Below are 12,935 nucleotides of genomic sequence, written 5' to 3' on the forward strand. Positions count from 1 at the left end.
GGTTCGCGCCGGTCAGAGCTGCGAGGCGCTGCGGACGGTCACAGTTCAGGCAGCTGGTCCCGGGCGTCCTCATGGGATGCCCCCGTGGCCTGGAGCATGTCCACCACCAGGGTGCGCAGCAGCAGCACCACGGTCTCACCCTCCAGCGTCCCGATCCCCAGGGACTTCGGGTGCAGCCGCTGGGCCAGCGCGGAGAGGGCATCTTCGGCGGTCTCCATGCGGCGGGTGTAGGCCGATCCGGGTTCCGCCACAGCCTGGGAGAGCAGCAACGAGCATTCCGCGAACTCGTCCAAGACCGCTGCGAGGTTCTCCACTGCGCCATCACTGAGTGAGGCGTGATCCACGGTGCTGATGACCCGCCGAGCCACCACCCGCATGCTGCGCACCGAGAGATCCACCTGATCGGCCACCTCTGCCATGTGCCGGACATAGTGGCGGTGCTTCCGGTAGGCCGGGGAGAAGACGGTGAGCTCCTTGGCTGAGCGCACCGCGTTGCGCAGCTCATCGATCTGCGGCTGCAGGCCGCGGCAGCGGATCAACGAGTGCCAGGCCTGACGCGAGTCCGAGTTCCGCACCGCCTCGGCCACGTCGCGCAGCGAGGCGGTCATCGCGTCGACCACGCTCTTGAGCTCCGCGATCGGTTCCCGGCGCGGGTCCTTCGGGGTCAGCAGCGTGATCGCCATCGCCACTGCGCCTCCGATGATGGCATCCAGGCTGCGCGTGAACGGCCCGAGCGCGGCGGCCTCCGGGGGAGGGATCAGCACTACGAGCAGCGCCTGCAGACCCATCTGCATGGCCAGCACGGGTCCCGAATCCAGGAAGCGCGCCAACATGATCGAGAGGAAGAGCACCAGTGTGGCCGTGCCCAGATTCGATCCAAGCTGGTGCAGCAACAGGTCACCGATGAGGATCCCCAGGGTGCAGCCCACGCTCACCTCGAGCACCTTGCGCATGCGGGGCTCTTTGGTGAACCCCAGAGCGATCAGGGCAGCAATGGCGGCGAAGAGCGGGTCATCGTGGCCCAGGACCTGCTCCGCGATCGTGTATGCGCCGACCCCGGCCACGGTCATCTGCGCCGCCGGAACCACGGAGCGTCGCATCCTGCGCACGCCGACCCGAACCCGACGTTCGGTGAAGCGGCGCGCCCGGGCCAGCAGGGGCGGTGATGAGCGCTCGGTTGTCACCCCATGAGTGTAGGCGGCAGGCAGTGCGGGGGATACGAGGCGGCTCACATCTGCCCGTGAGAAAGGCCTCAGCCGGCCCGCGCCGGCCTGGGTCCCCGTTCACCAAGCGTTCACCTTAAGTGAGCACCCCGGTCACCTGCGCAGGGTCACGCTGTCACCTGCCATGCCTAATGTGAATCGAGGTTCGCAGGACGCACCCCAGCGGACCGCAAAGACTCGTTCCACTGGCGCGCACCGTCGCCTGATGAGACCTCAGAGAGGCACTGAATACCGTGAAGATGAAGAGCTTCGGTCGCACAGCGGCCATCCTGTCCGTATCAACCCTGGCCCTGGTCGGCTGTGGCGGGTCCAACAACCCCGATGCCGGGGGTGGGGAAGACAGCGGCGAGAACGGTGCCAGCAGCGAAGTGGCCGGCACCCTTGTGGGCGGTGGCGCATCCTCGCAGGAGGCAGCCATGACCGCATGGACCGACGGCTTCACCTCTGTGGCCCCTGACGCCCAGGTCAACTACGCCTCGGTGGGCTCCGGCGGCGGCCGCGACGGATTCCTCGGCGGGGAGTACGACTTCGCAGGCTCCGATGCCGCGATGAGCGACGAAGAGTGGGAGTCCTCCCAGGAGATCTGCGGCCCCGAGGGCGCCTTCCACATCCCGTCCTACATCTCCCCGGTCGCGGTGGCCTTCAACGTCGAGGGCATCGACGAGACGCTGAACCTCGATGCTGACACGATCGCGTCCATCTTCGCCGGCGAGATCTCGAACTGGGACGACGAAGCCATCGCCGAGCACAACCCGGACCTGGAGCTGCCCTCCACCCCGATCTCCGTGGTGCACCGTGCAGATGACTCAGGAACCACCGAGAACTTCGTCGACTACCTCGCCACGGCCTCCGACGTGTGGGACTACGAGGTCTCCGGCGAGTGGCCCGGCGAGATCGCGGCAGAGTCTGCACAGCAGACCTCCGGCGTGGTCGGTCTGACCTCCGAGACCGACGGCGCCATCACCTACGCCGACGCCTCCCAGATCGGTGACCTGAACACGGTGGCCGTGCAGGTCGGCGAGGAGTACGTGGAGTACTCCCCCGAGGCGGCCTCCCAGGCAGTGGCCTCCTCGACCCCGGTCGAGGGCCAGGCCTCGAACAACATGGCCTATGAGCTCGACCGCCGCACCGACGAGTCCGGCGCCTACCCCGTGGTCCTGGTGAGCTACCACATCTTCTGCAACGAGTACCCGGACCAGGAGACCGCTGACCTCGCGATGGCCTTCGGGGAGTACGTGATCTCCGAGGACGGTCAGGCCACGGCCGAAGGCGCCGCGGGCAACGCTCCCATCTCCGATGAGCTGCGCGACGGGGCGATGGAGTCCCTCTCCGCCATCACGGTGTCCGAGTGAGCTTGAGCAGTCTCAGCACCGCATGAACAACACGGACGCCGGGTGGTCGGGTGAGAGTTCAGGCTCCCACCGCCCGGCGTCCGCGTGTGCTTCATCACGCATCCACCACACAGATCTGAGAGGCAGACCAGGTGAGCAGCTCACTGACTCAGTCCGATAAGCGGGGAGTCGCCGGAGACCGCGTCTTCTCGGCGTTGACCGTGTCCGCCGGCGTCGTCATCCTGCTGACCCTGGCATTCGTGGCACTGTTCCTGACGGTGAACTCACGCGACGCCGTCTATCAGGAGGATCAGGGGGGCTGGATCCTCACCGCGTTCCTCGACTATGCATACCCGCTGGTCATCGGCACCCTTATCGCCTCCTTCATCGCGCTGATCCTCGCCGCTCCGGTGGCGGTCGGAGTGGCGCTCTACATCTCGCACTATGCGCCGCCGCGCTTCTCCAAGGGCATCGGGTATGTGATCGACCTGCTCGCCGCGATCCCCTCGGTGGTCTACGGCGCCTGGGGCATGAGCTTCCTCGGCCCAGCCCTGGTTCCGGTCTATGGATGGCTCCACGAGAACCTCGACTTCATCCCGCTCTTCGCCGGGAACCCCTCACAGACCGGCCGGACCATCTTCACCGCCGGCGTGGTGCTGGGTGTGATGATCCTGCCGATCATCACCTCGGTCTGCCGGGAGATCTTCATCCAGACGCCGAAGCTGCATGAAGAGGCCGCGCTGGCGCTGGGCGCCACCCGGTGGGAGATGATCAAGATGTCGGTCTTCCCCTTCGCTCGAGCCGGGATCATCTCCGGAATCATGCTCGGGCTTGGTCGCGCACTCGGAGAGACCATGGCCGTGGCGCTGGTGCTCTCGCCCGGGATGCTCACCGCCTCACTGATCTCCAGCGGGAACAGCACCATTCCAGCAGAGATCGCGCTGGGCTTCCCGGAGGCCCCGCCCGGCTCGGAACGACAGGCCCAGCTCATCGCCATCGGCCTGGTGCTCTTCCTGATCACGCTGTTGGTGAATATGACAGCGCGTTGGATCGTCAGCCGCCATAAGGAATTCTCGGGAGCCAACTGATGACACAGACACCTACTCCGACGCCGGCCTCCGTCCAGGGCCCCTCCGGCCCGCCCAGCATGGGGGACTCGGGCAGCAATGGGGTGCTGCGGCGCAGCTCCCTGACGCAGAACACGCTGCCCTCCTGGCTGTGGATCGCGCTGCTCGGCGGCTCCATCGTCTTCGGAGCCGCGCTCTCGGCACTGCTGGGCTTCAACCTGGCCACCTGGTTCATCTTCACCGCGGTGACCTACGTGCTCAGCAGCTACCTCATCACCAGGACCAGGGTGAACCGACGACGAGCCACCGACGGTCTCTGGACCAACCTGGTCTACCTCGCCTTCCTGATCGCACTGATGCCCCTGGTCTCGGTGATCTGGTCCGTGGCCTCGGTGGGGATCCAGGGCCTGATGGCACCAGGGTTCCTGGTCTCCGACATGCAGGGGATCACCGGACTGGTCGACCAGGCCTCGCAGACCGAGGGCACCGCGGTCCTGGGTGGAATCTTCCACGCCCTGATCGGATCGCTGCTGATCACCCTGGCCGCCACCGTGATCTCGGTGCCGATCGGGCTGCTGACCTCGATCTACCTGGTGGAGTACGCACGTGGCGGACTGCTCGCTCGGGCGATCACCTTCTTCGTCGACGTGATGACCGGGATCCCCTCCATCGTGGCCGGGCTCTTCGCCGGCGCCGCCATGGCGTGGTTCCTCTCGGTCTTCAGCGGCGTGACCGGCCTGCTCACCACCCAGCGCTCCACTCTGGGGATCACCGCGGCCATCGCCCTCTCGGTGCTGATGGTCCCGGTGGTGGTGCGCACCACGGAGGAGATGCTCCGAGTGGTGCCCAACGAGCTGCGCGAAGCCTCCTACGCCCTCGGCGTGCGCAAGTGGCGGACCATCTTGAAGGTGGTCCTGCCCACCGCCATCTCCGGCATCGCCTCCGGGGTCACGCTGGCGATCGCCCGAGTGATCGGGGAGACCGCCCCGATCCTGGTCACAGCCGGATTCGTGGTTAACACCAACTGGAATCTGTTCCAGGGCTGGATGACAGCCCTGCCGGTCTACATCTTCCGGCAATTCCAGAACCCGACCTCTCCGAACTTCTCGGACCCCTCGGAGCAGCGAGCCTGGGCCGCCGCCCTGGTGCTGATCCTGATCGTGATGGGGCTGAACCTCTTCGCTCGACTGATCGCCAAGTTCTTCGCGCCCAAGCAGACCGGCCGCTGACCGCTGCTGCCGCGGCCCCCATCGTTCTTCCCAGAGAAAGTGTGAACAACAGATATGTCTAAGCGAGTAGATGCCGTCGACCTCAACGTCTATTACGGGGATTTCCTGGCGGTGGAGGGCATCAACATCAGCATCGACGCCCGAGCGGTGACCGCGTTCATCGGTCCCTCCGGCTGCGGCAAGACCACCTTTCTGCGCTCGCTGAACCGGATGCATGAGGTGCTCCCGGGCGCCCGCGTGAAGGGACAGCTGCTCCTGGACGGGGAGGACATCTACGACCCCGGTGTGGACCCGGTGACCGTGCGCACTCAGGTCGGCATGGTGTTCCAGCGGCCGAACCCGTTCCCGACCATGACCATCCGCGAGAACGTGCTCGCCGGATACAAGCTCAACGGGGCTCGGCTCTCGAAGTCCGAGTCTGAGGAGATCGTGGAGACCTCCTTGCGCAGCGCGAACCTCTGGAACGAGGTCAAGGATCGTCTGGACCGGCCCGGCTCAGGCCTCTCCGGTGGCCAGCAGCAGCGGCTGTGCATCGCACGCACCATTGCGGTCAAGCCCGACGTGATCCTCATGGACGAGCCCTGCTCGGCACTGGACCCGATCTCCACCCTGGCCATCGAGGATCTGATCGGTGAGCTGCAGCAGGAGTACACGGTGATCATCGTGACCCACAACATGCAGCAGGCGGCGCGCGTCTCGCAGAAGACCGCGTTCTTCAACATCGCCGGCACCGGCAAGCCGGGCAAGCTCATCGAATACGACGACACCACTTCGATCTTCAACACTCCGCAGGAGAAGTCCACCGAGGACTACGTCTCCGGTCGCTTCGGCTGAGCCTGGGCTCAGAGGAGCAACGGACTCAGCGCCAGGGTGAAGATCGCCGTGGCCGTGCCCGCCACCATCGGGGTCAGCACCCAGAACAGGCAGATCCGCCGGAACGCCCGCCAATGCACAGTGGCGAAGCGCTGGTTCGAGCCGGCGCCGATCACAGTGGAGGCCGCGGTCAGCGAGGTGGAGAGCGGAAGCGCGAAGCCCAGCGAGCCGATGAACAGCAGCGCGGAAGTGGTGGTGGTGGCCACCATCCCGCGCAGCGGATCGATCTCCACGAGCCGGTGTCCCAGGGTGTGCCCGATCCTCCAGCCACCGGTGAGGCATCCGGCCCCGATCAGGGCGGCGAACCCGATATAGGCGTAGGGCAGCCAGGCCTGCGCATCCTGGACCCCGGCGGCGATCAGCGCGGTGAGCAGCACGAAGGAGAAGCGCTGGCCCTGCTGCAGACCTGTGCCCAGCGAGGTGACTCCGACGCTCACCGACTGCGCCATCCGTGATGTGGTGTTGACCGCGTCAGGGTCCTCGCCGCGGGCGAAGCGCACCGCCGCGAAGACCAGCAGGTAGGCCAGCCCGAAGGCCACCAGTGGAGAGAGCAGCAGGGTCAGGACCGCGCCGGTCCACGGCATGGCAAGGACCTCAGCGAAGTCGAGATCCGCGACGACGGCGGCGGCCAGGGTGCCGCCGAGGAACCCTGCCAGCAGCGCGTGGGTGGTCGAGGTCGGCATCCCGCGCAGATAGGTGAAGAGGTTCCAACCCAGCAGCGTCAGCGCGGCGGCCAGGACGACCGCGAGAAGCATCCGTGGCTGCATCTGCGGAAAGTCGAACCAGGTGTAGAGGTAGATGCCCAGGGGCAGGGCGAGCAGCACCCCGAGGGCGTTGAAGCCCGCCGCCATCCTCGTTGCCGCCTGCGGGGTCAGCGCGCGCGTGCGCACCGGGATCGCGATGGCGTTGGGAACGTCATGCAGTCCGGCCACGTAGGCGTTGGGAAGTAGTGTCAGGCAGATCAGCCCGAGCAGGATCAGCTCCACCCTGACGCCTCAGGACTCGCGCACGATGATCGAACCGGCGGTGACCGCCACAGCTCGCTGGTCCTGCACTGCGGCGAGCAGCGCATCGGCGATCTGCGCCTGTTGCAGCGCGATATTGGGCTGGAACGCGTTGTCGGTGGAGGTCAACCATGCCCGATGGGTGCGGTTGGCCTGCTTGGTCAGTCGCTGCATCTGGATCCAGTAGTCCTCCAGCAGGTCCAAGTCCTCCAGTCGGGACATCGCGGCCACAGTGAGGTCCAGCTGTCGGCTCAGCGTCTCCAGCTGGTCCGCGCTCTGCGTGGGCAGGACCAGGTGGGGGCGAGCCAGGATCAGGTCGCCGGCGGCGACCACGTGTTCCATGGTCCGGTTCAGCTGCTGCGAGAGCGCGTAGATGTCCTGTCGGGGCAGCGGAGTGACGAAGACGCTGCGGATATGGGTCATCAGATTGAAGTGCAGGTCCACTGCCCTGCCTTCGAGACCGAGCAGCTGCTCGCGCAGCGCGGAGCGCTCGTCGCTGGGGCTGCCGAGCAGCTGGGAGATCAGTTGGACTCCTGACCGCACTTCGCGGGCGATGCTGGCCAGCAGGTCGGTGGCCTCTGGCTTGCGCTGGCCTCTGCGTACGATCATTCGGTGCGTTTCCCCAGGTGAACGAGTGTCGACGTGTCGGCCCTGAGTGTATAGCCCGAAGGTGAACGACCACGCTGGGACGGCAGCTTCTGGCCGTCGCCATGGGGAGGGATCCGCGTGGATCTGAGATGTTCAGGTGTGCCGGGCTGGGAACGCCTCACGGCGCGGGGCCGCTCGGAGCGGCTCAAAAATGGAGCCCGGGGGTTACCGCAGCCCGGCACATCTCCAGTGTGCTCCCTCAGCGGGGGCACGGTCAACTGAGCCCCCGGCGTGGCTGGGAATCGGTGCTCTCACGTGTCATGCCCAGGCCCGCGCTGCGCGCTGACCTGGGCATGACGGTCTCCATCGGAGGGCTATGGTGGGCCCTGCGGGGCTCGAACCCGCGACCAGCGGATTAAAAGTCCGATGCTCTACCAACTGAGCTAAAGGCCCCTGTGAAGCCGCTGGAGACGTGCCCTATGGTATCGCCGCGTGAGCCTGCGGCATAATGGCGGACACCACGCGGGCCGGCAGTCCAGCGGCTCGCAGCCTGCGGCGAATCTCTCCAAGGAGGACGCGATGACCAACCAACCTCGGCACCGTCGGCCACGCTACATCGAACCGGCAGAGTTCGATCAGCGTGAAGGCGGCGCGGATCCGGCCATCATCTCGCAGGCCGCTCACGACACCGCGCATGCACTGGTCTTCCATGGGCGGGATTCCGAGGATCCCGAGGTGACGGAGCGGTTCATCCGACTGGCCGAGACCGAGGGCATCGAAGCCATCGCCGAGCTCTGGTCCGATTCCCCGGCGCATTCTCTTGCCGGAGGCCTCTGGCGGATCTACGCGATCCGTGCCGCGGTGAACAAGGACCCGCAGCGGATGAGCGAGTACTACCAATTGGGCAAGAGCGATTCTGCGCCCCATGCCATCGCCGGAGTCGCGGAGCCTCCCACCGCGCAGGAGATGGACCGTCTTGCGGACCTGGTCCTGGCCGGGATGTACCGAGGCGACATCGATTCCGCCTTCGACCGCGCCGGCGCGTTCTGCCGCGTCATCGCCCGAGGACAGGCGCTGTGGGCCGGAGGATCTGAGCGGCACAGTCCGGAGTCTGCCCGACGGCTCACCGAGCGCGCCGATCAGCTGCTGCGCACGGCAGAGGAACTGGAGAGCGCAGCACGCGGCTGCCGCGCCGGCACCCTCGACTGACCAGCAGGTTTCGAGTGGAAATTGCGAGATCAATCGCTGCTGAGCCCTGGCTGCAGGCGATTCTGACGGTACGCTGAGACTCGCGACACGCCGGTCCAGCAGACCTGTTGTGTTCGCCGACCGGGCCCGGGGGGCTCCGGGGTAAGAAACCAGTCACGAGCCAGCTCGCGCTGGCCGCATCAAGGGGCGCACCATGACAGATCAGCAGCCGAACTCTGGCCGGGAACCAGAGCAGGACGGCTTCACACCGAGCGGCGAAGAGCAGCGGGACCAGGCCGCCCAGCCCGGTCACCACCACGAGCAGGGCCAGCCGAGCTTCGGCCAGCCAGACCAGCACGGCCAATACCAGCAGGGGCAGTTCGAACAATCCGGGTACGGCCAGCACGGTCAGTACCAGCAGGGGCAGCCCGGGTATGAGCAGCACGGTTTCGAGCAGCCTGGCTATGCCCAGCCCGGTTATGCCCAGCAGGGCCAGCATGGGTTCGATCAGCCCGGCTACGGGAACCAGGGCCAGCCCGGCTATGCCCAGCAGGGCCAGCATGGGTTCGATCAGCCCGGCTACGGCAACCAGGGCCAGCACGGCTACGGCCAGCCAGGTCACGACCAGCACGGACCGCAGGGTCCCGGTGGGCCCAGCTCTCCCGGCGGCCCGGGCGGGCCGATGTACCCGCAGGGACCGGGTGGGCCCAGCAGCGGAGGCAAGGGGCCCGGGAAGGGCCTGATGTGGGGATTGATCGCGGCAGGCGTCGTCGTCCTGGGCACCATCGTGGCGCTGATCGTGATGCTCACCGGCGGCGGCGACGCCCAGGCCGATGACCGGGCCGGGGAGACCGAAGCGGCCGGTGACTCCGGTGAAGCGGGTGAGTCTGAGGACTCTGGCAGCGTCGCCACCGACGCCGAGACTCCCTACTCCGCAGTCGAGTCCTACTTCACCGCGCTCGCCGAGGGCGACGCCGAGGCAGCAAGCTCGCTGGTCTACGACGCAGGCGACACCACGCTGCTCACCGATGAGGTCCTCGCGACCTCGCTGGAGCTGGCTCCGATCACGGATCTGGAGGTTACCGAGGAAGAGACCACCGAGGAGCTCTCGTTCTCCCATCAGGTCCAGGTCAGCTACACCCTCGGTGACGCCGGGGTGACCAAGCGGATCTACACCTACCAGAACACCGACACCGATTCCTGGGAGGTCGACGGCGCCGCCGAGATCATGCAGCCCGACTTCGGTGACCTGGAGACCACGGTCAACGGCGAGCCGGTCTCCGGCTCGGAGGCCACCGTGTTCCTGGGCCTGATGTATGAACTGGCCATCGACGATGAGAACTTCACCATCGACGGCGACGGTCTTCTCGAGGTGACCGAGACCTACGCCAGTGCCGGCACCCTCGACGTGGGCCTCACCGAGGAGGCGACCGAGACCTGGCGAGAGCTGATCCTCAGCGATGTCGAGGAATGTGTGGCCTCCACCGATCTGGAAGCCGGCTGCGGGTTGGATATGCCCGAAGACGTCTCCGGAGCCACCGTGGTGGAGGGAAGCATCTCGCGCTCGCTGCCGGCCGAGACGGATCAGGCGCTCCAGCGGCTGACCCCGCAGCCGAACTACAGCACTCCCACGCTGGTCGGTGCCGAGTACTTCACGGGTCGGGTCGATGTGGAATACGAAGCCGAAGAAGACGGCGTGACCAGTCTCTACGAGCTCTATTTCGGGGAACCGGGCACCTTGGGCACCCCGTTGGTGGACATGACGGCCGATGAGCTTGAGGTCATCTGGGAGTAAGTCGCGCACCGCGGGCTTACACTCGCTTCGTGCATCACAACACTGCGAACACCTCGACGGCGCTGCCCACCGGTGAATCGGTCCTGCAGAGTCTGCCCTGGCGGTGGAACACCCAGGGCCGGATCTTCCTCATCGGTGGGCTGGGGTTCATGTTCGACGCCTGGGACGTCTCGCTCAACGGGATCCTGATACCGCTGCTCTCCGAGGAGTGGGACCTCACACCCTCCGACGCCGCCTGGATCGGCACGGCGAACCTGATCGGCATGGCCGCGGGCGCTGTCATGTGGGGCACCATCGCGGACCGGATCGGACGCAAGAAGGCCTTCGCCTGGACGCTGCTGATCTTCTCGCTGTTCACCGTGGCCGGCGCCCTGACCGGAAGCCTGGAATGGTTCGTGCTCTTCCGCTTCCTGGCCGGGGTCGGCCTCGGTGGATGCATCCCGGTGGACTACGCCCTGGTGGGAGAGTTCACTCCGGCCAAGCAGCGCGGCCGGGTGCTCACCGCCATGGACGGCTGGTGGCCCATCGGAGCAGCGCTGGCCGGCTTCGTCTCGGCCTGGCTCATCGGCACCTGGGGTGACTGGCGGCTGCCGCTGCTGGCGATGATCCTGCCCGCACTGCTGGTCTTCGCGGTGCGGCTCTTCGTGCCTGAATCTCCGATGTATCTCATGCGCCAGGGGCAGATGGAAGAAGCCCGCAAGGTCATCGACTCGATGGTGACCCGTACCGGGGCGCCGGTGCAGGCCTACACCTTGGAGACCACCCAGGCGCCGGCGAGGCTGAGCTTCCGCGCGGTGGGGGAGCAGCTGCGGCTGGTCTGGGCGCACGGCTGGCGGGTCACCACCGTCTCCTGGGTGCTCTTCCTGGCGATCATGACGGTCTACTACATCGCGATCCAATGGATGCCCACGCTGCTGATCGAGGCAGGCTACGAACAGGATCAGGCCTTCATCCGAACCGCCGGCATGGCCGCCGTCGGGCTCCTGGGGGTCGTGATCTCCACGGTGCTGGTGGAGATCACCGGACGACGCGTGCTTCTGGCGATCTCCGCCCCCGCGGCCACGGCGATGCTGGTGGTCCTGGGACTCACGATGCACCTTCCTGCCGCTGTGCTGATCCTGCTGCTCGGCTTCGGGCTGGTGATCCAGATCGCGATCCCGGTGCTCTACACCTACGTCTCCGAGCTCTACCCCACCGAGCTGCGCGGCTCCGGGTTCGGCTGGGCCTCCACCATCTCGCGGATCGGCGCCGGGCTGGGGCCGCTGCTGTTCATCGCCTGGATGGAGCCGACCTTCGGTCTGGCCGGAGCCTTCGGCATCTGTCTGATCGGCGTCGTGCTCGCGGTGCTGCTGATGCTCAGGCTCGCCCCGGACACCACCGCGAAACAGCTCGACTGAACCGAGTCCCGGTTCCTCGCGCCGGTGAACATCCCCGAAACTTCCGGGCAATGTTTGATGTAGGAATGTGTCGTACTATTGCCTGCATCACTCGTTTCTCGGCACCCGTATGGGTGCCGTTCTTGCACCATGAGGAGAGCCCCACATGAAGAGGTCCTTCAAGACCAGCGGCGCCATCGCCGCCACGGCCGCCGCAGCACTGCTCCTGTCCTCCTGCGGAGAGGCCCCCGAGGAGGACGGCGAGGGCACCGCCTCCGAAGAGGTCGACTACAAGGCCTGCCTGGTCTCCGATGAGGGCGGCTGGGATGACCGCTCCTTCAACCAGTCGGCCTTCGAAGGCCTGGAGATGGCCATCGACGAGCTGAACATCGACTCCGCGAACGCGCAGTCCACTGCCGAGTCCGAGTATGGTCCCAACGTGGACACCATGGTCCAGCAGAACTGTGACGTGGTCTTCGGCGTGGGCTTCCTGCTCGAAGAGGGCCTGCGTGAAGCCGCCGAGGCCAACCCGGAGACCGACTTCGCGCTGATCGACTCCTACTTCAACTTGGAAGAGGGCGAAGAGCTCGAGAACGCCAAGCCGCTGGTCTTCAACACCGGTGAGGCCGCCTACCTGGCCGGCTACGTCGCCGCCGCGATGAGCGAGACCGGCGTCGTCGGCACCTGGGGCGGCATCCAGATCCCCTCGGTGACCGTGTTCATGGACGGCTACGCCGACGGCGTGGAGCGCTACAACGAGGACAACGACGGCGACGTCGAGCTGGTCGGCTGGGACAAGGAGGGCCAGACCGGCTCCTTCTCCGGGGACTTCAGCGACCAGACCCAGGGCGGCGAGGTCACCGAGCAGCTGCTGAGCCAGGACGCCGACATCATCATGCCCGTGGCCGGCAACGCCGGCGTCGGGGCCGGCCCCGCCCTGGAGGCGGCCGACGCCAAGATGATCTGGGTCGACTCCGACGGCTATGAGTCCACCGACTTCGGAGACATCGTGCTGACCTCCGTGCTCAAGGAGATCGGCCAGTCGGTCTACGCCACCATCGAGGAAGGCACCCAGGACGGCTTCAGCAACGAGTCCTACGTGGGCACCCTGGAGAACGAGGGCGTCGGCCTGGCACCCTTCCACGACTTCGAGGACGAGGTGCCCTCCGAGGTCGCAGATGCCATCGAGCAGCTGCGCCAGGAGATCATCGATGGCGACACCGTCATCGAGTCCGAGAACGCCCCGTCCTGACCACCGCAT

11 protein-coding genes and 1 tRNA gene are annotated in these 12,935 nt (G+C 66.6%); 8 read left to right on the forward strand and 4 right to left on the reverse strand.

The annotated features are described in order from the left end of the window. Positions 1-38: 38 nt before the first annotated feature. The gene (locus tag HNR11_RS05510; protein ID WP_058888183.1) at positions 39-1,184 is read right to left on the reverse strand and encodes an FUSC family protein; all 1,146 of its coding nucleotides are present in this window, start codon (positions 1,182-1,184) and stop codon (positions 39-41) included. Positions 1,185-1,462: 278 nt separating this feature from the next. Here HNR11_RS05510 and pstS point away from each other — a divergent pair, with 278 nt between their 5' ends. The 4 genes from pstS (at position 1,463) to pstB (ending at position 5,684) form a co-directional block, all read left to right on the forward strand. Then, the gene (pstS, locus tag HNR11_RS05515; RefSeq protein WP_179441463.1) at positions 1,463-2,575 is read left to right on the forward strand and encodes a phosphate ABC transporter substrate-binding protein PstS; all 1,113 of its coding nucleotides are present in this window, start codon (positions 1,463-1,465) and stop codon (positions 2,573-2,575) included. A 131-nt stretch (positions 2,576-2,706) separates the two neighbouring features. Then, positions 2,707-3,642, forward strand: a complete 936-nt coding sequence (gene pstC, locus HNR11_RS05520) for a phosphate ABC transporter permease subunit PstC (protein ID WP_058888021.1) — start codon at positions 2,707-2,709, stop codon at positions 3,640-3,642. Further along, complete coding sequence (gene pstA / locus HNR11_RS05525; protein WP_179441464.1) at positions 3,642-4,850, forward strand: phosphate ABC transporter permease PstA; 1,209 nt, start codon at positions 3,642-3,644, stop codon at positions 4,848-4,850. Before pstC ends, pstA begins: the two co-directional genes overlap by 1 nt. A gap of 54 nt (positions 4,851-4,904) precedes the next feature. Then, positions 4,905-5,684, forward strand: coding sequence for a phosphate ABC transporter ATP-binding protein PstB (gene pstB, locus HNR11_RS05530; protein WP_179441465.1), 780 nt, complete (start codon positions 4,905-4,907; stop codon positions 5,682-5,684). 8 nt (positions 5,685-5,692) lie between these two features. Here pstB and HNR11_RS05535 read toward each other — a convergent pair whose 3' ends face one another. The 3 genes from HNR11_RS05535 to HNR11_RS05545 form a co-directional block, all read right to left on the reverse strand. After that, positions 5,693-6,709 carry an inorganic phosphate transporter gene (locus tag HNR11_RS05535; RefSeq protein WP_179441466.1) on the reverse strand — a complete coding sequence of 339 codons (1,017 nt, stop codon included), beginning with the start codon at positions 6,707-6,709 and terminating at the stop codon, positions 5,693-5,695. A 9-nt stretch (positions 6,710-6,718) separates the two neighbouring features. Then, positions 6,719-7,336, reverse strand: a complete 618-nt coding sequence (locus tag HNR11_RS05540; protein ID WP_058888024.1) for a DUF47 domain-containing protein — start codon at positions 7,334-7,336, stop codon at positions 6,719-6,721. Between the two features lie 356 nt (positions 7,337-7,692). Next, a tRNA-Lys gene (locus HNR11_RS05545) sits at positions 7,693-7,768 on the reverse strand. A gap of 126 nt (positions 7,769-7,894) precedes the next feature. On the opposite strand from HNR11_RS05545, the gene HNR11_RS05550 reads away from it, so the two are divergent. The 4 genes from HNR11_RS05550 (at position 7,895) to HNR11_RS05565 (ending at position 12,926) form a co-directional block, all read left to right on the forward strand. Beyond that, positions 7,895-8,524 (forward strand): hypothetical protein, encoded by a 630-nt coding sequence (locus HNR11_RS05550; RefSeq protein ID WP_058888025.1) that lies wholly within the window; start codon positions 7,895-7,897, stop codon positions 8,522-8,524. A gap of 193 nt (positions 8,525-8,717) precedes the next feature. After that, complete coding sequence (locus HNR11_RS05555) at positions 8,718-10,298, forward strand: hypothetical protein (protein ID WP_179441467.1); 1,581 nt, start codon at positions 8,718-8,720, stop codon at positions 10,296-10,298. A 29-nt stretch (positions 10,299-10,327) separates the two neighbouring features. After that, positions 10,328-11,695: an MFS transporter gene (locus HNR11_RS05560; protein WP_343050596.1), complete on the forward strand. Its 1,368-nt coding sequence runs from the start codon at positions 10,328-10,330 to the stop codon at positions 11,693-11,695. A gap of 145 nt (positions 11,696-11,840) precedes the next feature. Further along, the gene (locus HNR11_RS05565; protein WP_179441468.1) at positions 11,841-12,926 is read left to right on the forward strand and encodes a BMP family lipoprotein; all 1,086 of its coding nucleotides are present in this window, start codon (positions 11,841-11,843) and stop codon (positions 12,924-12,926) included. Positions 12,927-12,935: the final 9 nt, after the last annotated feature.

It is taken from the genome of Nesterenkonia sandarakina (genome assembly GCF_013410215.1).
Taxonomy (GTDB): Bacteria; Actinomycetota; Actinomycetes; order Actinomycetales; family Micrococcaceae; genus Nesterenkonia; species Nesterenkonia sandarakina.

Excerpts from the sequence above, each read along its gene's own strand:
- pstS (WP_179441463.1), top strand. The coding sequence starts at position 1,463 with ATGAAGAGCTTCGGTCGCACAGCGGCCATCCTGTCCGTATCAACCCTG.
- pstA (WP_179441464.1), top strand. The coding sequence starts at position 3,642 with ATGACACAGACACCTACTCCGACGCCGGCCTCCGTCCAGGGCCCCTCC.
- pstB (WP_179441465.1), top strand. The coding sequence starts at position 4,905 with ATGTCTAAGCGAGTAGATGCCGTCGACCTCAACGTCTATTACGGGGAT.
- HNR11_RS05540 (WP_058888024.1), bottom strand. The coding sequence starts at position 7,336 with ATGATCGTACGCAGAGGCCAGCGCAAGCCAGAGGCCACCGACCTGCTG.
- HNR11_RS05550 (WP_058888025.1), top strand. The coding sequence starts at position 7,895 with ATGACCAACCAACCTCGGCACCGTCGGCCACGCTACATCGAACCGGCA.
- HNR11_RS05555 (WP_179441467.1), top strand. The coding sequence starts at position 8,718 with ATGACAGATCAGCAGCCGAACTCTGGCCGGGAACCAGAGCAGGACGGC.
- HNR11_RS05565 (WP_179441468.1), top strand. The coding sequence starts at position 11,841 with ATGAAGAGGTCCTTCAAGACCAGCGGCGCCATCGCCGCCACGGCCGCC.